We start from the raw sequence: 21,837 nt of genomic DNA, 5'->3' as shown, positions 1-21,837 counted from the left end.
TAATCCCGGAGTGACCTGTGGACAAGGGAATGAAAATTCTCATCGTGGACGACTTCTCCACGATGCGGCGGATCATCAAGAACCTGCTGCGTGATCTCGGCTTCAACAACACGCATGAGGCCGATGACGGCAGCACGGCCCTGCCGATGCTCCAGAACGGCGACTTCGACTTCCTGATCACTGACTGGAATATGCCCAATATGCCGGGCATCGACCTGCTGCGGGCGGTGCGCGCCGACGAGAAGCTGAAGACGATGCCGGTACTGATGGTGACGGCGGAGGCGAAGCGTGATCAGATTGTCGAGGCGGCCGAGGCGGGCGTAAACGGGTACGTGGTAAAGCCTTTTACCGCTGAAACGCTCAAGGAAAAGATCGATAAAATCTTCGAACGCATTGAATCTCAGGGGTAATCGGGGTATGGCAGGCGGGATCCTCGGGCACGAGCAAAGCCTCGGCCAGGGGGGGCAGTCCCGGTCGGTACGTCCGGGATGAGGAGCGAGCAAGGGGCTTTGGATGACAGACCAGGAACAACCGGTGGGGGATCAGCAGCTCGCACGCGCGCGCGAGCTTGTTCAGGTGCTTGAAGCAGGGGATGACGTCACGGCGCGAGCGCTGATTCAGGACCTTGCGCGTCCGTATGATCGCGAACTGTTCGACGAGCTCGGCAAGCTGACGCGTGACCTTCATGAGGCCCTGCAGAGTTTCCGTGGTGATTCGCGACTGGTCGAACTGACCCAGGCGGAGATCCCGGATGCTCGCGAGCGCCTCAATTACGTGGTCACCATGACCGAGAAAGCGGCGCATGAAACCCTGACCGCCATCGAAACGAGCCTCCCGATCGCCGAGTCCTTCAGCCAGCAGGCCGGCGAACTGACCGCCAAATGGACCCGTTTTCGCAACCGCCAGCTGTCGGTGGATGAGTTCCGCGAATTCGCGCGCGATCTGGACGAGTTCTTTGCGCAAGCCAGCCACGACACCGATGAGCTCCGGCGCCTGCTGTCGGAAGTGCTGATGGCGCAGAGCTATCAGGATATAACCGGGCAGGTGATCCGGCGGGTGATACAGCTCGTAACGGATCTCGAGGAGAACCTGGTCTCGCTGATCCGGCTGTCCAGTGGGCGCATGGAAGCGATCGAGGCCGCGGAGAAAACACTGGACGACAACGCCGATCGGCGCGAGGGCGATCGACGCGGTCACGGTCCTGCGGTGCCGAAGACTCAAGATTCCGGCCAGGATGTCGTTGAAGGACAGGACGAGGTGGACGATCTGTTGTCCAGTCTGGGCTTCTAGACAACCGCCGATTCCTGAATCGGCGTCTCCCCTGGACCCACCCTACAACGGCAAGCCTCACCGGAACGGAGAGACCGAATGGCCATCGACCCCAATGACGAAATCCTTCAGGACTTCCTGATCGAGGCCGGGGAACTGCTCGAAGGGCTGAACGAGCAGCTGATCGACCTGGAGCAGAATCCCGATGACCGGGATCTGCTCAACGCGGTATTTCGCAGCTTTCACACCATCAAGGGCGGCGCGGGCTTCCTCAGCCTCGATGCGCTGGTGACGGTCTGCCATCACGCGGAAGACGTGTTCAACCTCCTGCGCAATGGGGAACGCCGCGTTGATGGCCACCTGATGGACACGATGCTCCGGGTGCTGGATACGCTGAACGTGATGTTCGGCGACCTGCGCTCCGGGGTCGATCCGACACCCGCGGAGGCGGACCTGGTCGAAGATCTGCGGAAGATGGCCAACAACGAGGACGTGGCCGACGATTCCGAATCAGAGGCTGCCCCGGCAGCGGACGAATCCCCCGAGCCGGAACCGGCACCCCCCGCCGAGGTGGAAGCCACGGCCATGGCAACGGGTGAAGACGGAGGCGAAGAGTCGGGTCTGGTAGGTGCAGATGACGAGATCACCGATGACGAGTTCGAGGCCCTGCTCGACACGCTGCACGGAGAGGGGGCCCCGCAGGCGGTAGAGGGTGCCGGTGCGGCGGATGTTCCTGGTGGCGAGTCAGGCGCTGACGCGGCGGAGGCCGCGGCCGGGGATGATGGCGACGATCTGATCACCGACGACGAGTTCGAGAACCTGCTGGACGAACTGCAGGCGCGGGGCGGCGGGCCTCCTGCGGTCGAGTCGGTGGCATCATCGGCCGAGACCAGCGAGCCGGCCACGCCCGAGGAGCCGAATGCGGGGCCCGAGCCGGAGCCGGTCGAGGAGGCCAAGCCGGCCGCGACCCCGGAGGCCGCGAAACAACAGTCAAAGCCGGCGCCGGCCGGGGGTGGCTCGCGTCAGGCGCCCCAGAGCGAGACATCGGTACGCGTGAACACCGAGCGCCTGGACGAGATCATGAATCTGGTCGGGGAACTGGTGCTGGTGCGCAATCGCCTCAGCATGTTGCGCAGCCAGCATGTGGATGACGAGCTGGGCAAGGCGATCAGTTCGCTGGCGCTGGTGACCTCCGATCTGCAGACGTCGGTGATGAAGACCCGCATGCAGCCGGTCAACAAGGTCTTTAACCGCTTCCCGCGCGTCATTCGGGACCTGTCGCGCAGCCTCGGCAAGGAGATCGATCTGGAGATCTTCGGCGAGGATACGGACCTCGACAAGAACCTGGTGGAGGCGCTGTCCGATCCGCTGGTGCACCTGGTGCGCAATGCCGTGGACCACGGCATCGAGACCCCCGACGTGCGCGAGAAGGCCGGCAAGCCCCGCAAGGGTACGGTCGTGCTGGGCGCCGCACAGGAGGGCGATCACATCGCGCTGATCATCAAGGACGATGGTGGCGGTATGGATCCCCAGGCCCTGCGGCGCAAGGCCGTCGAGAAGGGCCTGATGGAACCGGCCATGGCGGAAAGGATGACCGACCGCGAGGCCTTCAACGTCATCTTCATGGCGGGCTTCTCCACCAAGACCGAGATCTCGGACGTGTCGGGCCGCGGAGTGGGGATGGACGTCGTCAAGACGAAGATCTCGCAGCTCAATGGCACCATCGAGATTGATTCCGAGGTGGGTGTCGGGACGACACTGCGGGTCAAGCTGCCGCTGACACTGGCGATCCTCCCGGCGCTGATGGTGATCCTCGACGGTCGCCGCTTTGCGATCCCGCTCGCGTCGGTTTCGGAGATCCTCGATCTTGACCTGACACAGACCCACTATGTCGACGATCAGGAGGTCATTGTCGTCAGAAATCAAGCGCTTCCCATACATTACCTCAAGCGGTGGTTGAAGCCGGGGTTCATCCCCGAGGCGAAACCCGACTCGCATGTGGTCGTGGTGCACACCGCCGACCGGAAGGTCGGGCTCGTGGTCGACGATCTCGTGGGCCAGGAAGAGGTGGTGATCAAGCCGCTGGGGCAGAATCTGCAAGGCGTGAAGGGGCTGGCAGGGGCCACCATCACAGGCGATGGCGGGATCGCCCTGATCCTGGATGTCGGGGATCTGGTCGGTCTGCTGACCCACAAGATCCCGTCGGCGGGTCGTACCCGGCGACCCGCGCAAACGGTTGAGGGCTAGGGATGCCGGTAAAGGTACTGGTGGTGGACGACTCCGGGTTTTTCCGCCGCCGCATCAGCGAGATTCTGGATGCCGACGCAGGGATCGAGGTCGTCGGTAGCGCGGAAAACGGCGAGGAGGCGATTCGCAAGGTCAAGGAACTGGACCCGGATGTCGTGACCATGGACATCGAGATGCCCGTGATGGATGGCATCACGGCCGTTCGGCGGATTATGGCGGAGAGCCCGCGGCCGGTACTGATGTTCTCGAGCCTGACCACCGAGGGGGCTCAGGCGACGCTGGATGCACTGGAAGCCGGGGCGGTGGACTTTCTGCCGAAACGCTTCAGCGATATCGCGTCCGACGAGGACAGCGCGCGCATGCTGCTGCGTCGGCGGGTGCGCAGCCTTTCGCGCAGCCGTGCCCGCTCGGTGAGCCAGCCCGGGAGTGCGCGACCGGCGGTCGAGGCACGCCCGTCCGCGCGTCGCGAAGAGTCCGATCGCAAGGCGGCCGAGGTACAGCGACAGGCACCGCCGGTCAGTCGGCCGGCGGTGCCGCTGCGCCAGGTTCGAGCGGTCTTGATTGGGACGTCCACCGGGGGACCAGTGGCCTTGCAGGAGGTACTCAAGGCCCTGCCCGCCAACTTCCCGCAGCCCATCTTGCTGGTTCAGCACATGCCCGCGAGCTTTACGCCGGCCTTCGCGGAGCGTCTGGACGCGATGTGCCAGATCCGCGTCAAGCAGGCGCAGGATGGGGATGTGATGCGCCCGGGAGTGGCCCTGCTGGCTCCCGGTGGCATGCAGACGACCCTGGAGCGCGGCAGCCAGACGACCGTACGGGTTGCCGAGAGTCCGCTGGGCACGATCTACAAGCCCAGTGTGGATGCGGCGTTCAGTTCGGCGGTGGAGGCCCTGCGCGGGCAGGTACTGGCCGTGGTGCTGACCGGGATGGGTGCGGATGGGCGTGAAGGTGCGCGCGCACTGAAAGGCGCCGGTGCTCAGGTCTGGGCACAGGATGCCGCCACGTCGGTGGTCTACGGGATGCCGGCCGCGGTAGCGGAAGCCGGGCTGGTCGACCAGGTCTATCCATTGCCGGATGTGGGTCCGGCTCTGGTTAAGGGGTTTTGCTAGATGGATATCCTGAGCCTCATCGGGGTCACCCTGGGGCTCGTCGCGGTGCTCGGGGGAAGCATCGCGAAAGGCAGCGGTCTTGGGGCGCTGTGGAACGCGGCTGCGTTCGTGATCGTGGTCCTCGGAACGCTGGGGGCGACTCTGGTGCAGGCACGCATGGCGGTCTTTCTGCACGGCATGCGCATCCTGCCCTGGGCCTTCAAGCCACCCCGGATCGACAACGAGGCGATGCTCGGGCGCATCGTGGAGTGGTCCAATGTGGCACGCAAGGAAGGGCTCCTGGGGCTGGAGACACTGGCCGACGAGGAGAACGACGAGTTCGCGCGCAAGGGGTTGCAGCTCCTGGTCGATGGCTCCGAGCCGCAGACCATTCGCCAGATCCTCGAGGCCGACCTGGACAACCGCGAGCATTTCGATACCCAGGGTGCCAAGGTGTTCGAGAGCATGGGGGTCTACGCCCCGACGCTCGGCATCGTCGGCGCCGTGATGGGGCTGATGGCGGTCATGCAGAATCTCGCGGACCCCAGCAAGCTCGGGGCGGGGATTGCTGCGGCCTTTGTCGCCACGATCTACGGGATCGCGTCGGCGAACCTGCTGTTCCTGCCGGTCGCGAACAAACTGAAGTCGATTATCCAGAAGCGCTCGCAGCACCAGCTGATGCTGATGGAGGGCCTGATCGCCATCGCCGAGGGCGAAAACCCGCGCAACATCGAAAGCAAGCTTAGCGGCTTCATCCACGAGTGAGGTCGCGATGGCTCGGCGCAGACGCCAGGAAGAAGCGGAGAATCACGAGGCCTGGGCCATCCCGTATGGCGACCTGGTTACGCTGCTGCTGGCGTTCTTCGTGGTGATGTATGCGATCTCCTCGGTTGATGACGGCAAGTATCGCGTGCTGTCGGAGTCACTGGTCGATGCCTTCCGCGCGCCGGCCCAGACCGACCCCATTCAGGTCGGAGAGCCGACGTTGTCGCGCGAGCATTCCCTCGACGAGATGCGTGCGCTGGTGCCGATCGATGTGCAGCCGGGCCTGGTCGACGAGGGGGTGGCACCCATCGACATGGCCTTCTCGGGGCTGCTCGACGAAACCGAAACGGACGACGAACTGCAGGAATTCCTGGAGGCGCTGGCCGAAGTCGCGGACGAGCTGGAGATGGCGATGGCGCCGCTGATCGAGGATGGCGATCTTCGCGTAAGCCGCGAGGCCTACTGGCTGGAGATCGAGATCACCAGTCGTCTGCTGTTCGCGAGCGGTTCGGCCACGCTGAACCCCGAGGCGCGGACCCTGCTCGATGAAGTCGGGGAGATCCTGGCGCCGCGCGTGTCCAGGGTGCATGTCGAGGGGCATACCGACAATGTCCCGATACAGACCGCGGTCTATCCTTCCAACTGGGAGCTTTCTTCGGGGCGAGCGGCGGCGGTGGTCAGCGTGTTCGAGGAAGCGGGTATCGAACCCGAAAACCTGGTGGCCCTCGGGTACGGGGAGCATCGACCGGTGGCCAGCAACGAGACGGAACAAGGTCGGGCCGAGAACCGGCGGGTGGCGATTGTGGTCCTGCCGGGCGCACGTCCGCGCGAAGACGGGGCGCAGGAGCCCGAGCAGTTGCGTGAAGACCTGCCGCTGTCGCTGGAGGCGCCGAGGACGGACGGGAACGAGGGGGATGGCGAGTGAAGATCTGGGCAGTGGCCAACCAGAAGGGCGGGGTGGGCAAGACCACGACAACAGTAACCCTGAGTGGCCTGTTGTCCGGGCCGGAGCAGCGCGTCTTGATGGTGGATGTGGATCCACACGGTTCCCTGACCGCCTATTTTGGCCATGACCCGGAGACGGCCACACGCGGCGTGTACGAGCTCTTCAGCCAGTGCGCGGAGGGCAAGCGCCCGGACCCGCGAGGCCTGATCCGCGAGACACGCTTCCCCGGGCTGGATCTGCTGACGGCCAGCACGGCGCTGGCGACGCTGGATCGACAGCTCGGTACGCGCAGCGGGATGGGGCTGGTGCTGCGCCAGGCGCTGGAGCAGGTCGCCGACCAGTACGACTATGTGCTGATGGACTGCCCCCCCATGCTGGGCGTGTTGATGGTTAATGCGCTGGCTGCCTGTGACGAGCTGCTGGTCCCGGTCCAGACCGAATTCCTCGCGCTCAAGGGGCTCGAGCGCATGATCAACACCCTGAAAATGGTGCAGAAGTCGCGCAAGGCCGAGTTGCACTACCGGATCATCCCGACCCTGTTCGATCGGCGTACCCGCGCCGCGCACGAGGCACTTGCCGAGCTGCGCCGTCTCTATGGCGAAGAGGTATGGCCGGGTGTGATTCCGGTCGATACGAAGTTTCGCGATGCATCGAGCGCCGGCCAGCCACTGTGTTTCATGATTCCGGATGCACGAGGCGTACTCGCGTATTCGGACTTGCTGGAGGCGATTGGCGGACAGCTGTCTCAGCCGCATGCCCGGAGGCAGAAGGGATGAACGGTTCTCGCGATGACAACCTGGCACTGAAGGCCGAGCCCGAGGCCCTGCACGACTATTTTGGCAGTCTGCTGGACGAGCCCGAGCCGGCCGCGCCGGCCCACCTGCTGCGCGCGGATATCCTGGAGCCCCGGCCGGCGCCCCCCGAGTCGGAGCCGGTGGTCGAAAGGGAGCACCCCGCGGTGGCCGAAACCGTGGCACCTCCGGCCCCAGCGCGCACGGTCATCGAGAGTGACGAGTATCCACGCCCGACCGAACGGTTCTCCGCCCTGGTGCTGGAAGCCGGGAATCTGACCCTGCTGGCACCGCTTGCGTCCCTGGGGGGCGTTGCCCCGCTGGACGATCTGGAGGTGCGCCCAACGCCCAATCACTCGGTCTGGTATCTCGGCCTGGCCGATACCAAACAGGGGCGCGTACAGCTGATTGATCTCGCGGCCGTGGTGACCCCCGAGGATCGCGAATACGAACCGGAAACGGCGCGCCATGTGGTGTTTCTGGCCGGTTCCCGCTTCGCACTGGCCTGTCGCGCGATTCAGGGGACCCGCGTGATCGAACCGCAGGACCTGCGCTGGCGCAGCCACCGCAAGCGGCTGCCCTGGCTGGCCGGGGTCGAACGGGACCAGATGGCGACGTTGCTCGATCTGGATGCCCTCGATCGCACCCTGGACCAGGGCGACTGGGAGGTGGGCGGCGCTCCGGACTCAAGCCAGGGCGAGCGCGGCCGATAACGTATTCAGGAACCGAACACCGGGCCCGCGACGCGGGCCCGCGAGCGACGAGGAAGACATGAGCAGCGCACAAGACGTAGAAGCGATGGCCAAGGCCGACACCGCCCCGTATGTGACGTTCAGTCTCGCGGAGGAAACCTACGCGATTGACGTCCTGCAGGTGCAGGAGGTGCTGAAGGTCACCGAGATCGCGCCCGTGCCCGGTGTGCCGGACTATATCCTCGGGATTATCAACCTGCGGGGCAACGTCGTGACCGTAATCGACGCGCGCCGCCGCATGGGGTTGGAGGATCGCGAGCCGGACGAGGCCTCGCGCATCGTGATCATCGATGTGGACAACCAGAATGTCGGCATCCTGGTGGATTCCGTATCCGAGGTGGTGCGGATCTCGCTCGATTCGGTGGAGCCCGCACCGGAGGTCGGCAACGACGACAGTTCGCGGTTCATCCAGGGTGTGACCAGTACGGATCAGGGGCTGACGATCCTGGTGGATCTGAACAAGCTCCTTTCCGACGAGGAATGGGCCCAGTTGCGGGAGCTGTAGGAACCGGCGGCGATTCGGTAAACGGGAACCGGCTCGCATCGGTGAGGATCAAAAGAGCGGGTTCCCGAAAACGCGTCAGGTGGCGGGAGGTGGGATCATGGTGGATGAACTTCAGCCGGACCGCTCGGTTCGGCCCGTTAACCCCTCGACCACGAGCAATACCACTGTGCGTCCGGTCCACACCACGGTGCCCGGTCGCACGCTCAGCGATGACCATGATCGCGACCCTTTGCTGCGTCCGGCCGTGAAGCCCACGCAGCAGCGCGCCCCGCGTGATCGTGGCAAGCGACCCCGCAAGGGCTTGATCGACGATTACGCCTGACCACCCGTTCCACGGGGCCGCTGGATCGGGGCGGCTGGTGTATCCGGGCAATTCACGCGACAATCGCGGCTGGACCGTTTGGAGTATTGGGTCGATGGGGGAAGGCATTCTGGTTTGGATTGTCGCGGCAATCGCCCTGGTGGCGACCGTCGTGGCAGTGCTCGCCGTCTCCCTGGTGCTGACCCTGCGGCGCCAGCTCGCGACCCTGCGCCAGGACTATCAGCGTCAGGCCACCTCGGTGATGGCGCTGCAGGGCGCGATGAAGGTCATCTCCCAGGGCGTTGTCAACCACAGCCAGGCGCAATCTGCCGTGCAGCGCGCGCTGGAGCGCCTGAACGACCAGCAAAGCGAGTTGCGCGCCCGCGACGCCGATGACGGCGCCTATCAGCAGGCGATCGAACTCATCCGGGAGGGCCGCGAGCGGGAAGAGGTGCGCCGGATGTGCGGACTGACCACCACGGAACTCGATCTCCTGTACAGCCTGCACGCCCCCGGTTCCGCCAGCCGTCGCTGATTCCCGCTGCCGGTCTTCAGTTGCCGGCGCCGGAGTCGTTGCGGCGGTATCCCTGTTCGCGGTCGTCGGGCGTAATGCCGGCCAGCACGAACACAAACGCCAGCACCTCGGCCACCGCAACGTAGAGGCTTTCCGGGATTTCCTCGCCCAGGGGCACCTGCGCCAGTGCCTCGCTCAGACCAGGGTCCTGATGCAGCGGGATCCCGTGTTCTTCGGCGATGCGCAGGATCTCTTCCGCGGTTACGCCACTGCCACTGGCGGTGATGCGTGGTGCGCGCTGGCGATCCCATTCCAGTGCGACCGCACGCTGCTGCGCAGGGTCGCGTGGCGCAACTTGCGGTTCATCGGGGTCGTAGGGGCGTCGGCGCTGGCTCATCGCATCAGGCCCGCTCGTCCAGCAGCCCGTCGCGCAGGTTGACGCTCGCAGGATCCTGCGGCTCCACCCGGCCTTCGCGCACGGAGACGGAGCCAATGCTCAGATCACGGCCGATCAACCGCTGGCGCAGTTCCGGGGTGCCCGATTGCAGGCTTGCGGCGGTTTCCGGCCGCTCGGCGGTGAAATGCACCGATACCCGGTCATCGCGCAGCGCGATGGCGACACGGGTTGGCCCGAGGGCCTGCAGATCAAGGTCCAGCACCAGCGTCCAGCCTTCCGGCCTGTCCGGAGGGCGGCCTGCCTCGTGCTGTAGTTGGCCGGCCAGGGCGTGGATCCCTTGCGGGCTGCGAAAGGGGAGTTCGAAGAACCAGCGAGGTTGGCCCTCGTCGTCACCCTGAACGCTGGATGGCAGCGACTGCAGTTGCAGGGTGGTGATGCGCTTCAGCATCCCCTCGACGAGACCTGTCAGTGGCCCAAGGGGTGGCAGTGCCGCCGCACTGGCGGGGGCGGGTGGTGTCGAGGGGGTGGTTGTTGCGGGGGGCGGGGCACGGTTTTCTCCGGCCTGGCGAAGATGCTCGGCCACCCGCAGCAGTTGTGCCTTGAGGTCTTGTGCCGGTGCGGTGGATCCGTTTGCGCGTGCGCCCTGCGCCAGCATGGCCTCCAGCCACAGGCCGGACTGCTGCATGTGCCGATGGACACCCTCCGGCGTTACCAGGCGAACAGCGGGCGGCGCAAGATCGAGCAGGCGGTTCATGGCCGGCAGTAGCGGGCCTTCGTTCGCCCCGGGCTGCGGGGCCGCCGCCGTCGCCGAAGCCAGCGTGGCTTGCAGGGTTTGCATGCCGTTGGCCAGGCTCCGCGCACCGGGGATCTGGTGGCGCAGTTCGCGCAGCAACCATTGCGCGGGATCCTGCTGACCAGTCGCAGGCAGGCTGGTGCTCGCCTGGCCCGGGTTCGCCCCCGTGGCAGGGACGGAGGTCGAGGTGCCACCCGTGGGTCCGGATCCCGGCAGCGGCAGCAGTCGGACCTCAAGGCGCGGTTCGGTGCGAACGACCTCGGCGAGGGCCATGCGTGGCCCGGCCTGATTGCCCGGAAGCAGCGCGCTGGGAAGCGGCGTGGCCAGTTGTGCGTTGAAGCTGGGGGCGCGGGCCTCCGGGCTCTGGGCACCGGAGGGTGTTACCGGGCGCAACTGCACCCCGCGCTCGGCCAGTTGCCCGATGATCTGGACTTGAAGCCGGGTACCGGTTTCCAGTGTCGGCATCCCGCCCGGGCGCGAGCCCGTGCGATCAATGCCGATCGCGGGCAATCCGGTAGGGCGGGGGCCGGTAAAGTCAGGCATCGGGTCTCCGGGGCGCTGCTCGAAAACGTGCATGTGGCCAAACAGACACCATGCCAGCATCGCATACCCCGCCGGTGGCGCCTACAGGCGGGTGCCGGGGCCTCGCTTTGCTATGCTGTGCACTCACTTCGCGAACATGATGAAGGCATGCAAAAGATTCGAGTACTGATGGTTTGCCTGGGCAATATCTGCCGTTCGCCCATGGCTCACGGCGTCTTCGAGACGCGCGTACGGGCCCGGGGCCTGGAGTCCTGCATCGAGGTGGATTCGGCGGGGACGGCCGGCTATCACATCGGGGCGCGTCCGGATCCGCGGGCGCGGGAGGAGGCTCGGCGTCGCGGGTACGACCTCGACCACCTGCGCGCCAGGCAGCTCGAGGCAGAAGATTTCGAGCACTTTGACTATATCCTGACCATGGACGAGGCGAACTATCGCAATGCCCTGGAGATCCGGCCTGGAGGCGCGCGCGCACGGCTGCATCGGTTTCTCGAATTTGCCCAGGAACACCCCGAACGCGAGGTGCCCGATCCGTACTACGGGGGAGCGGATGGCTTCGTCCACGTCATGGACCTGGTCGAAGCTGCCAGTGACGGTCTTCTGGACCATATCTGCCGGGAGCACGCGCTGGAACGCGTGTCCTGAGGGGCCTTGCCCAATCAGAATGACCCCGGATGTGCCCGGGGGCCGATAACGGTCTGACGGTTATCGGCCCCGCGGAGCGATCAATCGCGGGTCTTGTCGTCCGAGCTGCCGGTGGGTTCGGATACCGACTCGGGTTTGCGGGCCGGTTGCTCGGCCTGCGGCTCCTGATTTGACCTGCCCTGGGAGCCCTCGTCGGTCTGGGCGGGCGCGGGCGTGTCCGTGCGCTTGTCGCCCTCGTCCTGGTCATTGATCTTCTTGCGTCGGGGCGCCTTGGGCGGGGTGGACGCATCGCCCGCGCTGGATTCACCCGCTGGACGCTTCTCTTCGGAGGAGGCGGAATCGCCCTTATTCCCGGAAGCGGCCGATTTCGACGGCTTTGCGCTACCCTTCGAGCGGCGCGGGGCTGCGGGCTCCTTTTGCGTGTCCTCGGAGGCGGCCGTGGGGGTTTCGGCCTCCTTTTGCGCGCTCTCGGGTGCGCGGGGCTGCTGCGTCCGGGAAGGGGCCTTCTCGGCCCCGGTGCCGGACTCGGAACCCGTGTCCGTGGCTGTTGTTCCGGAGGGTCCGGCATCGGTATCGGCACCACCGGATTTTGCCTTGGAGCCCGAATCGGCTTCGGTGCTGGCTGTTTGGCCACTGCCCTTACCGGAACCCTTTCTGGCGGGTTTGCCGGCTTTCTGCGGTTCCGGGCTTGAAGGGGCGGCGGACTGGTCGGACTCGTTGCTCGAGTCGTCGCCCTGGGTCCCGCCACTTGCGTTGCCCGTGCTGTCGTCGCTGCTGCCGTTGCGACCACGGCCTCCCCGGCGGCGACCGCCTCGGCGCGAACGGCGCGAACGGGTGCGGCCCTTGGAACCATCGTCGTCGCCGGTGGACGATCCGTCCCCTGAAGGGGCGGGTGTTTCCTTGTCCTTCGCGGCAGGCTCTTCCGGCTCCGCCTTCGGTTTTGTGGCCCTGCTTTCGGTGTCGCGGGTCTTGGTGGCCGCGTCGCTGCCGCCAGCGCCTCCGCCGCGCCGACGCGAGCGACCCTTGCCGCCCTCATCGCCACTGCTGCTGGCGTCCTGCCGGGAATCGCCCTTGCCGTTTGCGGAACCCTTGGCCGTCTCGCGGCTGTCGCCGGCTTCGCTACGCGCGCCGCGACGACGACCGGGCCCGCCTGCACGATTGTTGCCGCCACCACGACCGGTGCGTTGTGCGCCCTTACCGGCCTTGCCGCCCTTGCGTCCCTCTTCCTGTTGCTCGCCCTCGGCCTCCTGACTGCGGGCTGCGTTGGGGAACAACGACGACCAGATGCGGGTGAAGAAGCCGGGTTGCTGAACCGGTTCACTCGGTGCTTGCGGGGCAGGGGACTCGGCCATCGGGGCTGGTGCCTTGACCTTCACCCCCTGAACCAGCGGTTTCTCCACCTTGCCCCGGCGTTCGCCGTGGGGGTCGGTGTCTTCTTCGACCGTCTCCATCAGCTCGTGCGAGCCGCGACCGCTGACGACCTCTTCGCGCTCGTCGCCACGTACGCGCTGGACCTCGAATTTCGGGGTCAGGTACTGCGGGTTCGGGACGATGCTGATGTCCACCCGGTGACGGGCCTCGATGTCGTTGATCGATGCCCGTTTTTCGTTCAGCAGGAAGGTACCGACATCGACCGGTACCTGGGCCAGGACGAGGCCGGTCCGGTCCTTCATGGCCTCTTCCTCGATCAGGCGCAGGATCGACAGGGCCAGGGACTCGACGCTGCGCACCTGGCCATGCCCCTGGCAGCGGGGGCAGGTGATCTGGCTGGACTCGCCGAGCGACGAGCGCAGACGCTGGCGCGACATCTCGAGCAGCCCGAAGCGGCTGATGCGGCCGACCTGCACGCGCGCCCGGTCGAGTTCCAGCGCCTCGCGCAGGCGATTCTCCACCTCGCGCTGGTGCTTGTTGGCGTTCATGTCGATGAAATCGATCACGATCAGACCACCGAGGTCCCGCACGCGCAGCTGGCGCGCCACTTCTTCGGCCGCCTCCAGATTGGTGTGGAAGGCGGTCTCCTCGATGTCGCCGCCCTTGGTGGAGCGCGCGGAGTTCACGTCGATGGAGATCAGGGCCTCGGTGTGGTCGATGACCAGGGCGCCACCGGAGGGGAGCTGCACCTCGCGGTCGAAGGCGCTCTCGATTTGGCTCTCGATCTGGTAGCGATTGAACAGCGGAACCGGGTCGTCGTACTTCTTCAGCTTGCGCTGGCTGTTCGGCATCACCAGCCGGACAAAGTCCTCTGCCTGCTGGTAGACGGTTTCATCGTCGATGATGACCTCGCCCACGTCGTTGCGCATGTGATCGCGCAGGGCGCGGATGATCACGTTGCTTTCCTGGTGGATCAGCGCCGGGGCATTAGCCTTTTCCGCGGCCTCGGTGACCGCCGACCACAGGGCCGTCATGTAGTCGAGGTCCCACTGCAGCTCTTCGGTGCTGCGGCCCACGCCGGCGGTGCGGGCGATCACGCCCATGCCCTCGGGCATGTTGAGGCCGGACAGGGCCTCGCGCAGTTCCGCGCGGTCTTCGCCTTCGATGCGCCGCGATACGCCACCGGCCTTGGGATTGTTCGGCATCAGGACCAGGTAGCGCCCGGCCAGGCTGATATAGGTGGTCAGCGCCGCGCCCTTGTTGCCGCGCTCTTCCTTTTCCACCTGGACGAGAAGCTGAGTCCCTTCCTTTAGCAGCTCGCGGATGGGCTTGTCGCTGTCGGCCGGTGCGCCAACTGCGGAGGGGGCGATCTCCTTGAACGGGAGAAAGCCGTGGCGCTCGGCGCCGAAATTAACAAACGCGGCTTCGAGGCTTGGCTCGACGCGGGTGATCTTGGCCTTGTAGATGTTGGCCTTCTTGCGCTCGCGCGAAGGCAGTTCGATGTCGAGGTCGTACAGCCGCTGGCCGTCGACCATGGCCACGCGCAGCTCTTCGGGCTGCGTGGCATTGATCAGGATGCGTTTCATGCAATGGACTCGGTCGATCGTCCTGTACGTCGGTCACAAGCCCGGGGCCACGTGGTGCGGAACGAAGGCGGCACGTCGACGTTTCGAGACGCATGCCCGCCATGGCGGCGCGAAGAGGGATCCAACGCGCCAGCCAGGTGTTCACCAATAGCCACGGGACCAGCCGTCCGCGGGATGCGGGGCCGGAAAGACAGGACTGGGTTAGAAGAAATAGTGTCACAGGTTCGCTTTTCGGCGATGGCCGTCCGGTCGCGTGTAGTCGCACAGCGCAGGACCGGATCGGCGGGTAATTCGAGGCGCCCGGGCGCAATTCCTGCCAGCGGGTACCGTGCGCCAATGTAGGGCATAACCCCCCGTTTGGGCAAGTTTTTTCGTCGCGCCCATGCCAGGGTACATGGTTAGGATGGCGCGCCTGAGGTAGGATCCCGCCCGATGAAAGCACGCCCCCGTCAGCCGCAATCTCCCTCTGGGCCTCATACGCTCTCGGTCACCGAGCGCGGGGATGGCCAGCGCCTGGATAACTTCCTCCTGCGCGAACTCAAGGGAGTTCCCAAAAGTCTGATCTACCGCCTGGTGCGCAAGGGGGCGATCCGGGTCGACGGGCGCCGCGCCAAGGTGACCCAGCGGCTGAGCGTCGGCTCGGAGGTGCGTGTACCGGACCTGGATCGGCCCGAGGCCGTCGAGCGCGACATCCCGCCGGGGGTCCTGGATCGCCTGCGGCGCTCGATCCTGTTTGAAGACGACCAGGTCCTGGTCCTCGACAAGCCCTCCGGTCTCGCGGTGCATGGCGGCAGCGGTCTTGCCTTCGGGATCATCGAGGCGATGCGCCAGCTGCGTCCCGGTTCCGAGCTGGAGCTGGGGCATCGGCTGGATCGCGAGACCAGCGGCTGCTTGCTGCTGGCCAAGACCCGTTCGGGGTTGCAGGACTTTCACGCGGCGTTGCGCGAAGGAAGGGTGGAGAAGCGCTATCTGGCGCTGCTGGTGGGGGCGTTTCCCAACGATCAGGCCATTGTGTGTGACGAGCCGATTGCCTCGAGTCGGGGCCAGGACGGGAAACGCCGCATGCGCTCGGGGGAGGACGCCGACCTCGAGAGTGCGCGCTCGGCGATCAGCCAGTTCGTCCCGCTGGAACGATACGGGTCCTTCCAACTGGCTGAGGTTCGGATCGGTACCGGACGGACCCACCAGATCCGCGTGCATGGCCAGGCGATCGGCCATCCCGTTGGCGGCGATCACGACTACGGGTTGCCCGATGCGAACCGGGTACTGCGCCGGGCAGGCCTGAAGCGCCTGTTCCTGCACGCCCAGGCCCTGCAGTATGAGGATTCGACCGGCGAGTCGCATGTGTACTCCGCGCCGCTGCCGGACGAGCTGCAGTCGGTCCTCGATGCGCTCGCAAGCCCCGAAGCGTCCGGATGAACACACTGCTGCCACCGGAGGGGGATGCCCTGCGCCTGGTCGTATTCGACTGGGACGGGACGCTGATGGATTCGCCACGCCGGATTGTTCACTGTCTGCAGCGGGCCTGTGCGGCACTGGGGCGCGAGGCGCCCGCGGAAAGCGAGCTGCGCGATATTATTGGCCTGGGCGTGGAGGCTGCGGTGGAGAGACTGTTTCCGGGCGCCGACGCTGCGTTCGTGCGGGCGTTCGCCACCACCTATCGCCAGTGCTATCTGGGCGCCACCGATGCGCCGGAGACGCCCCTGTTCGCGCATGTCGAGCCCTTGCTCGACTGGCTTGACGAACGCGGCGTGCTGCTGGGCGTGGCGACCGGCAAGTCGCGGGCGGGCCTGGACCAGGCCCTGGAAGCCGCCGGCCTCATGGGGCGTTTTGTCGCGACGGCCTGCGGGGACGAGCATCCGTCGAAACCCAGCCCTGTGATGCTGGAGCATGTGATGGCGCGCTGCGGCGTGGAACGTTCCCGGGCGCGGATGGTCGGTGATAGCGTTTATGATCTGCAGATGGCTCGCGCCGCCGGCGTCCCGTCGCTGGCCGTGACACATGGGGTCCACGATCACCGCCGGTTGAGCGACGAGCGCCCGCTGGCCGTGGCCCGCGACCTGAAGGAACTGCTGGATCTCCTGCGGCAGTCGGAGCCGCTTCCCGAGGACTGAGGACAAGCGATGGGTTGGTCGAACGAGAACAAGCCGGGCTGGGAGCGCGAGACGCTGGAGCGCCTGGTCCAGGCCCAGGTGGTGGAACAGCGGCGTGCCCGGCGCTGGGGCATCTTCTTCAAGCTGCTGCTGTTCATCTATCTGTTCGCCCTGCTGGTCCTGGTGCGGGGCGGCGATATGGGCTTGACCGCCTGGTTCGAGGACGACCGCGAGCCGGAGGAGCACGTGGCAGTCGTCGAGATCGACGGGCTGATTGCGTCGAGTGCCAGGGCCAACGCCGAAGAGCTCAACAAGACACTCAAACGGGCGTTCGAGGCGGATGGCACTCGGGCCGTGATGCTGCGCATCAACAGCGGGGGCGGGAGTCCGGTGCAGGCCGCCGCGATTCATGACGAGATCCTGCGGCTGAAGGACGAGCACGAGGACATCCCGGTCTATGCGGTCGTCACCGATATCGGGGCCTCGGCCGCCTACTACATCGCCGTTGCGGCCGACGAGATCTACGCCAGCCAGGCCAGCATGGTCGGCTCGATCGGGGTGCGCCTGGACAGCTTTGGCGTGGTGGATTTGCTGGACAACATTGGGGTCGAACGGCGGCTGTTCACCTCCGGGGAGAACAAGGCCCTGCTGGATCCGTTTCTGCCGCTCGACGAGGGTCATGTGAGCCATATCCATGACCTGATGGACGGGCTGCACCAGCAGTTCGTCGATGTGGTCCGCCAGGGGCGGGGGGATCGTCTGGCCGAAAACGAGGAGCTGTTCGACGGCCTGATCTGGACCGGGCAACGCGCGGTGGATCTGGGCCTGATCGATGGTCTGGGGACGGATCAGTCGGTCGCACGCGATGTGATCGGGATCGAGAAGATGGTCACGTTCAAGCCGCGCCGAGGCGCGCTGCAGCTGCTGTTCGAGGACCTGGGCATGTCGGCCCTGCAAAGCTGGCTGGCGATGGAGACCAAGCCCAACTGGCGCTGAATGGGAAAGCCGGCGGGGTATTCTGCCCGTTCCCGTCCGCGCTAGCTGTCCAGCCGCGTCACGCGGGCGATGATCCCGACCACCGGGTGGTCGAGGTAGAACAGCTGGCTGCCGGAGTTCATGCGCTGGTGGCCGCGCACGGTCACCCCGAGCGGCTCGGAGCCGTCGCGGTCGATGTGATAGACGAGGTCGGTCTCCAGGTGAAGGAAACGCCCGACCCATACCCGTAGCCGGCCCTCCAGTTCGTAGCGGTCCTCGTCCGCCACAATCGGCTGGGCCGCGGTGGCCGAGTCGCCGAACACGGCCTGACGCGCCCCGAGGCGGCGGCCCTGCTGCACCTTCAGCCAGGGCGTGGCGGTATGGTCGCGCCCCAGCTGATCCCAGGCCAGACGTGCGATCACCCGCCCGGCGCCGGAGTCCTCGACCCGGCTTGCGGCCCGCTGCAGCTCGAACCCGCGCCGGGAATCCTGGTAGATGCGGCCCCCCAGCTCCGATCCCGCCAGGTTGGGTTCGCGTACGGACGCGATCTCCTGCTGCAGGCGGCGGCTTTCCGCGGTCGTGTGCTCGAAGATGACCAGCTCGATGCGGTAGCGGCGGCCGACCTGGGCGGTGGCCGTCGTTCCCAGTCCAAAAAGCGGCAGGAGGGCGAGGCCGCTGACAAGCCTGCGGCGGTTCGGGTCGGGGCGATCGGCTTTGGCGTGCATTCAGGCGGCCTGCTGTTTCGGGCTGATGGTGTGAATCAGACGCTGGACGGCCTGCGAGCGGGCCTCCAGGGTCTCCATATCGGCATAAAAGCGGAAAGCCTTCTGGCCGTCCAGTTTGTAGGCATTCGGATCGGATTGCACCAGTTCGATCAGGGCGGCGATATCGATTTCGGGATTCGGTCCAAATACGAAGCGGCCGCCGGCCGGGCCCAGCTCCAGCTTGCGGATCCCCAGCGGCGTCAGTTTGAGCCGCAGACGGGCGGCCTCGAACAGGGCCTTCGCCGGATCGGGCAGCAGGCCGAAGCGATCCACCAGTTCCACCTCCAGCTCGCGCAGTGCATCGCTGTTCTCGGCGCTGCTGACGCGCTTGTAGAGGATCAGGCGTGTGTGCACATCCGGCACGTAGGCATCCGGGAGCAGGGCGGGCAGCCCCAGCTCGACTTCCGTTCCGGGGCTCTCCGGGGTCTCCAGTTCGGGCATCTTGCCGGAGCGCAGGGCGTTGACCGCGCGGTTGAGCAGGTCGTTGTACATCGAGAAGCCGACTTCCTGGATCTGGCCGCTTTGCTCGTCACCCAGCAACTCGCCAGCGCCCCGGATCTCGAGGTCGTGGCTGGCGAGCGTGAAGCCCACGCCGAGATCCTCCAGCGAGGCGATTGCCTCCAGACGCTTGCGTGCGTCGGCCGACATGGCCTTCTCCGGCGGCGTGATCAGGTAGGCGTAGGCCCGGTGGTGGGAGCGCCCGACGCGGCCGCGCAGCTGGTGCATCTGGGCGAGGCCCAGCTTGTCCGCGCGATTCATCACGATCGTATTCGCGGTGGGTACATCGATGCCGGTCTCGATGATGGTGGAGCAGACCAGGATGTTGTAGCGCCGGTGGTAGAAGTCGAGCATCACCTGTTCGAGTTCGCGTTCGCGCATCTGCCCGTGGGCGATACCGATGCGGGCGCCCGGCAGCAGCGCACGGATCTGTTCCGCCATGCGTTCAATGGTGTTGACCTCGTTGTGCACGAAGTACACCTGGCCACCGCGGCGAATCTCGCGCAGGCAGGCCTCCTGGATGATCGCGTCGTTCCACTCGTTGACGAAGGTCTTGATCGCCAGGCGTTCGCGCGGTGGGGTCGTGATCACCGAGAGGTCGCGCAGCCCGGACAGGGCCATGTTCAGCGTGCGCGGGATCGGCGTCGCGGTCATGGTCAGCATGTCGACCTCGGCGCGCAGTCTCTTCAGCGCCTCCTTGTGACGCACGCCAAAGCGCTGTTCCTCGTCCACGATCACGAGCCCGAGGTTGGAGAAGTCCAGGTTCGACTGCAGGAGCTTGTGCGTGCCGATCACGATATCGACCTTGCCTTCCTTCAGCCCCTCGAGCACGGCGGCCTGCTGCTTGGTGCTGCGAAAACGCGACAGGGACTCGATACGCACCGGCCAGTCGGCGAAGCGGTCGCTGAAGTTCTGGTGGTGCTGTTGGGCCAGCAGGGTGGTCGGGACCAGCACGGCCACCTGGCGATTGTTCTGCACGGCGACGAATGCGGCGCGCATGGCGACCTCGGTCTTGCCGAAGCCGACATCGCCGCAGATGACACGGTCCATCGGCCGGGTGTCGGCCATGTCGGTCAGTACCGCGTCGATCGCCTGGAGCTGATCGGCGGTTTCCTCGAACGGGAAGGCGGCCGCAAAGGCGTGATACTCGGGGGTCTCGGTCGCAAACGCCGTCCCCTGTTTGGCGGCGCGCCGGGCATGGACCTCCAGCAGCTCGGCGGCGACGTCGCGCGCCTTTTCGGCGGCCTTGCGGCGGGCGCGGTTCCACTGCTCGCTGCCCAGGCGGTGGAGCGGGGCGTGTTCCGCGTCGGCGCCGGTATAGCGGCTGATCAGGTGCAGCGAGGAGACCGGGACATAGAGCTTGGCGCCATCGGCATACTCCAGCGTCAGGAACTCCGACGGCTGGCCGTTGAAATCCAGCGTCTGCAGGCCCAGGTAGCGACCCACGCCCTGTTCTTCGTGGACGACCGGTGCCCCGATCGTCAGGTCGCTGAGGTTCTGGATGACGGCATCGGCATCGCGAGTGGGACGGTTGCGCCGGCGTGATTGCCGCGCGCGTTCGCCGAGGATCGCGGACTCCGGCACGAGCACGATCCCGTCGGGCAGCCGGAATCCCTCGCTCAGCGCACCGACGGTCACGCTCAGGCCGGGCTCGCCTCTCAGGAAGTCCTCCCAGTCTTCGACCGCGTGGTGCGGAATATCCTGCTCGCGCAGCAGTGTGAGCAGGGCCTCGCGCCGGCCGGCGGACTCGGCGGTGAGCAGGACCCGTTCCTGTTCCCCGACAAAGCGCTTCAGGCGTTCGGCGGGGGCATCCTTGCCGTGTTCCATTCCCAGCTCGGGGAGGGGATCGCAGCTGAAGGGCACGGCCTTGCCGCGATCTGCCGGCAGCGGCTGCGGCGGCTCGCCGCCCAGGGCAATGCCGGCGCGGGCCCGCAGGGCCTCGTTCAGGGCCGACTCGTCGAGATAGAGGCGCTCCGGCGGCAGCAGGGGGCGTTCCACCTGGTGGCCCAGCTGCTCGAAGCGGTCGGCGATCTCGCGCGCATACTCCTGCGCGGCGCCGGCGATATTGCCGACCTGTACCACCCGCGCCCGGGGGGCGTAGTCGAACACGCTGTCCATGCCCTCGAAGAACAGGGGCAAGTAGGCCTCGATGCCCGGGGGCACCAGGCCCTCGCTGATGTCCCGGTAGATCGGGTGGCGGCTGGGGTCGCCGCTGAACTGCTCGCGGTAGCGGGTGCGGAACGCGCGGATGGAGTCCTCGTTCAGCGGGAACTCGTGGCTGGGGAGGATCTCGACGCTTTCGACCTTTTCCGTGGAGCGCTGGGTCTCCGGATCGAAATGGCGCAGCGAATCGATCTCGTCGTCGAGAAACTCGATGCGCACCGGCTCCTCGGCGCCCATCGGGAACAGATCCAGGATCTCCCCGCGTGCCGCAAACTCGCCGTGGCTGATGACCTGGTTGACCGCGCTGTAGCCGGCCTCCGTCAGCCGTTCCCGCAACTGCATGCGGTCCAGGCGCTGGGCATTGCGCAGGGAGAGGCCCTGGGTGGTCAGCCAGTCGCGCGGGGGCAGGCGCTGCATCAGCGTGGAGACCGGGATCAGGATGATCCCGCGCTCCAGCGAGGGGAGGTGATACAGCGTGCGCAGCCGCTCGGAGATGATGTCCTCGTGCGGCGAGAAGACATCGAACGGCAGGGTCTCCCAGTCGGGCAGACGCATGACCGGCAGGTCGAGCCCGGCACCAAAGAAGTCCCACTCCTCCTGCCAGCGGTCAGCGGCCTCGTTCGACTCGACGACGACCAGCAGCGGCCATTCGGCCGATGCGGCGGCGCGGGCGAGTGCCAGGGGAGCGGCCGAGGCATTGAGCCCCGACCAGATCTCGAAGCCGTCGCCGGGAAAGCGACCGGGTTGTAGCGGGTTGCGCGGCTGTTCGGACATGCAGTGTCGACGATCCGGGAAACGGGCCGGCATTATACGGATTCGATCCCGGTCGCGGCG

General features: G+C 66.3%; 20 protein-coding genes. 15 read left to right on the top strand and 5 right to left on the bottom strand.

The genetic code is table 11. The annotated features are described in order from the left end of the window. Positions 1-29: 29 nt before the first annotated feature. From cheY to C995_RS0107520, 11 genes are all read left to right on the top strand, one after another. Complete coding sequence (gene cheY / locus C995_RS0107570; protein WP_019624264.1) at positions 30-410, top strand: chemotaxis response regulator CheY; 381 nt, start codon at positions 30-32, stop codon at positions 408-410. A 103-nt stretch (positions 411-513) separates the two neighbouring features. After that, positions 514-1,290, top strand: a complete 777-nt coding sequence (locus C995_RS0107565; protein ID WP_018864352.1) for a protein phosphatase CheZ — start codon at positions 514-516, stop codon at positions 1,288-1,290. 78 nt (positions 1,291-1,368) lie between these two features. Continuing rightward, positions 1,369-3,516, top strand: coding sequence for a chemotaxis protein CheA (locus C995_RS0107560; RefSeq protein WP_018864351.1), 2,148 nt, complete (start codon positions 1,369-1,371; stop codon positions 3,514-3,516). 2 nt (positions 3,517-3,518) lie between these two features. Next, positions 3,519-4,625: a chemotaxis response regulator protein-glutamate methylesterase gene (locus tag C995_RS0107555; RefSeq protein ID WP_018864350.1), complete on the top strand. Its 1,107-nt coding sequence runs from the start codon at positions 3,519-3,521 to the stop codon at positions 4,623-4,625. After that, the gene (locus C995_RS0107550; RefSeq protein WP_018864349.1) at positions 4,626-5,369 is read left to right on the top strand and encodes a flagellar motor protein; all 744 of its coding nucleotides are present in this window, start codon (positions 4,626-4,628) and stop codon (positions 5,367-5,369) included. It abuts the gene before it with no gap. 7 nt (positions 5,370-5,376) lie between these two features. Further along, the gene (motD, locus tag C995_RS0107545; protein ID WP_018864348.1) at positions 5,377-6,294 is read left to right on the top strand and encodes a flagellar motor protein MotD; all 918 of its coding nucleotides are present in this window, start codon (positions 5,377-5,379) and stop codon (positions 6,292-6,294) included. Then, entirely contained in the window at positions 6,291-7,091 is an 801-nt protein-coding gene (locus C995_RS0107540; protein ID WP_018864347.1) for a ParA family protein, read from the top strand. The genes motD and C995_RS0107540 overlap by 4 nt, the downstream gene beginning before the upstream one ends. Next, on the top strand, positions 7,088-7,819 hold the full coding sequence (locus C995_RS0107535; protein WP_018864346.1) for a chemotaxis protein CheW: 732 nt from the start codon (positions 7,088-7,090) through the stop codon (positions 7,817-7,819). The genes C995_RS0107540 and C995_RS0107535 overlap by 4 nt, the downstream gene beginning before the upstream one ends. Before the next feature lie 85 nt (positions 7,820-7,904). After that, on the top strand, positions 7,905-8,363 hold the full coding sequence (locus tag C995_RS0107530) for a chemotaxis protein CheW (protein WP_018864345.1): 459 nt from the start codon (positions 7,905-7,907) through the stop codon (positions 8,361-8,363). A gap of 97 nt (positions 8,364-8,460) precedes the next feature. Beyond that, positions 8,461-8,685 carry a hypothetical protein gene (locus C995_RS0107525; RefSeq protein ID WP_018864344.1) on the top strand — a complete coding sequence of 75 codons (225 nt, stop codon included), beginning with the start codon at positions 8,461-8,463 and terminating at the stop codon, positions 8,683-8,685. 94 nt (positions 8,686-8,779) lie between these two features. After that, positions 8,780-9,199, top strand: a complete 420-nt coding sequence (locus C995_RS0107520; RefSeq protein ID WP_018864343.1) for a DUF2802 domain-containing protein — start codon at positions 8,780-8,782, stop codon at positions 9,197-9,199. A gap of 16 nt (positions 9,200-9,215) precedes the next feature. Here C995_RS0107520 and C995_RS0107515 read toward each other — a convergent pair whose 3' ends face one another. Then, on the bottom strand, positions 9,216-9,575 hold the full coding sequence (locus C995_RS0107515) for an EscU/YscU/HrcU family type III secretion system export apparatus switch protein (RefSeq protein ID WP_018864342.1): 360 nt from the start codon (positions 9,573-9,575) through the stop codon (positions 9,216-9,218). Between the two features lie 4 nt (positions 9,576-9,579). After that, positions 9,580-10,833 (bottom strand): flagellar hook-length control protein FliK, encoded by a 1,254-nt coding sequence (locus C995_RS0107510; RefSeq protein ID WP_026279011.1) that lies wholly within the window; start codon positions 10,831-10,833, stop codon positions 9,580-9,582. 225 nt (positions 10,834-11,058) lie between these two features. Between C995_RS0107510 and C995_RS0107505 the strand changes: the two genes are divergently transcribed. After that, complete coding sequence (locus C995_RS0107505; RefSeq protein WP_018864340.1) at positions 11,059-11,553, top strand: low molecular weight protein-tyrosine-phosphatase; 495 nt, start codon at positions 11,059-11,061, stop codon at positions 11,551-11,553. A gap of 80 nt (positions 11,554-11,633) precedes the next feature. Here the strand turns inward: C995_RS0107505 and C995_RS0107500 are convergent, their stop codons facing one another. After that, positions 11,634-14,510 (bottom strand): Rne/Rng family ribonuclease, encoded by a 2,877-nt coding sequence (locus tag C995_RS0107500; protein WP_018864339.1) that lies wholly within the window; start codon positions 14,508-14,510, stop codon positions 11,634-11,636. A 432-nt stretch (positions 14,511-14,942) separates the two neighbouring features. Here C995_RS0107500 and C995_RS0107495 point away from each other — a divergent pair, with 432 nt between their 5' ends. From C995_RS0107495 to C995_RS0107485, 3 genes are read left to right on the top strand one after another with little or no spacing between them, the layout of a single operon-like run. Further along, on the top strand, positions 14,943-15,929 hold the full coding sequence (locus C995_RS0107495; RefSeq protein WP_018864338.1) for an RluA family pseudouridine synthase: 987 nt from the start codon (positions 14,943-14,945) through the stop codon (positions 15,927-15,929). Further along, positions 15,926-16,624, top strand: a complete 699-nt coding sequence (locus C995_RS0107490) for an HAD family hydrolase (RefSeq protein WP_018864337.1) — start codon at positions 15,926-15,928, stop codon at positions 16,622-16,624. Before C995_RS0107495 ends, C995_RS0107490 begins: the two co-directional genes overlap by 4 nt. A gap of 9 nt (positions 16,625-16,633) precedes the next feature. Beyond that, positions 16,634-17,599: a S49 family peptidase gene (locus C995_RS0107485; RefSeq protein ID WP_018864336.1), complete on the top strand. Its 966-nt coding sequence runs from the start codon at positions 16,634-16,636 to the stop codon at positions 17,597-17,599. A gap of 41 nt (positions 17,600-17,640) precedes the next feature. On the opposite strand, the gene C995_RS0107480 is transcribed toward C995_RS0107485, so the two are convergent. Together C995_RS0107480 and mfd are read right to left on the bottom strand one after the other, a co-directional pair. Continuing rightward, positions 17,641-18,303, bottom strand: a complete 663-nt coding sequence (locus C995_RS0107480; protein ID WP_018864335.1) for a CsiV family protein — start codon at positions 18,301-18,303, stop codon at positions 17,641-17,643. Further along, on the bottom strand, positions 18,304-21,777 hold the full coding sequence (mfd, locus tag C995_RS0107475; protein ID WP_018864334.1) for a transcription-repair coupling factor: 3,474 nt from the start codon (positions 21,775-21,777) through the stop codon (positions 18,304-18,306). Positions 21,778-21,837 lie beyond the last annotated feature (60 nt).

The sequence above is a fragment of the Thioalkalivibrio sp. ARh3 genome (assembly GCF_000377265.1).
GTDB classification, from domain to species: Bacteria; Pseudomonadota; Gammaproteobacteria; order Ectothiorhodospirales; family Ectothiorhodospiraceae; genus Thioalkalivibrio; species Thioalkalivibrio thiocyanoxidans.
This window is presented reverse-complemented; position numbering and strand designations above follow the sequence as displayed.

Bases quoted from the DNA above. Each gene is read 5' to 3' on its own strand.
- cheY (WP_019624264.1), top strand. From the start codon at position 30: ATGAAAATTCTCATCGTGGACGACTTCTCCACGATGCGGCGGATCATC.
- C995_RS0107565 (WP_018864352.1), top strand. From the start codon at position 514: ATGACAGACCAGGAACAACCGGTGGGGGATCAGCAGCTCGCACGCGCG.
- C995_RS0107560 (WP_018864351.1), top strand. From the start codon at position 1,369: ATGGCCATCGACCCCAATGACGAAATCCTTCAGGACTTCCTGATCGAG.
- C995_RS0107555 (WP_018864350.1), top strand. From the start codon at position 3,519: ATGCCGGTAAAGGTACTGGTGGTGGACGACTCCGGGTTTTTCCGCCGC.
- C995_RS0107550 (WP_018864349.1), top strand. From the start codon at position 4,626: ATGGATATCCTGAGCCTCATCGGGGTCACCCTGGGGCTCGTCGCGGTG.
- motD (WP_018864348.1), top strand. From the start codon at position 5,377: ATGGCTCGGCGCAGACGCCAGGAAGAAGCGGAGAATCACGAGGCCTGG.
- C995_RS0107535 (WP_018864346.1), top strand. From the start codon at position 7,088: ATGAACGGTTCTCGCGATGACAACCTGGCACTGAAGGCCGAGCCCGAG.
- C995_RS0107530 (WP_018864345.1), top strand. From the start codon at position 7,905: ATGGCCAAGGCCGACACCGCCCCGTATGTGACGTTCAGTCTCGCGGAG.
- C995_RS0107525 (WP_018864344.1), top strand. From the start codon at position 8,461: ATGGTGGATGAACTTCAGCCGGACCGCTCGGTTCGGCCCGTTAACCCC.
- C995_RS0107520 (WP_018864343.1), top strand. From the start codon at position 8,780: ATGGGGGAAGGCATTCTGGTTTGGATTGTCGCGGCAATCGCCCTGGTG.
- C995_RS0107515 (WP_018864342.1), bottom strand. From the start codon at position 9,575: ATGAGCCAGCGCCGACGCCCCTACGACCCCGATGAACCGCAAGTTGCG.
- C995_RS0107510 (WP_026279011.1), bottom strand. From the start codon at position 10,833: ATGCCGACACTGGAAACCGGTACCCGGCTTCAAGTCCAGATCATCGGG.
- C995_RS0107505 (WP_018864340.1), top strand. From the start codon at position 11,059: ATGCAAAAGATTCGAGTACTGATGGTTTGCCTGGGCAATATCTGCCGT.
- C995_RS0107500 (WP_018864339.1), bottom strand. From the start codon at position 14,510: ATGAAACGCATCCTGATCAATGCCACGCAGCCCGAAGAGCTGCGCGTG.
- C995_RS0107495 (WP_018864338.1), top strand. From the start codon at position 14,943: ATGAAAGCACGCCCCCGTCAGCCGCAATCTCCCTCTGGGCCTCATACG.
- C995_RS0107490 (WP_018864337.1), top strand. From the start codon at position 15,926: ATGAACACACTGCTGCCACCGGAGGGGGATGCCCTGCGCCTGGTCGTA.
- C995_RS0107485 (WP_018864336.1), top strand. From the start codon at position 16,634: ATGGGTTGGTCGAACGAGAACAAGCCGGGCTGGGAGCGCGAGACGCTG.
- C995_RS0107480 (WP_018864335.1), bottom strand. From the start codon at position 18,303: ATGCACGCCAAAGCCGATCGCCCCGACCCGAACCGCCGCAGGCTTGTC.
- mfd (WP_018864334.1), bottom strand. From the start codon at position 21,777: ATGTCCGAACAGCCGCGCAACCCGCTACAACCCGGTCGCTTTCCCGGC.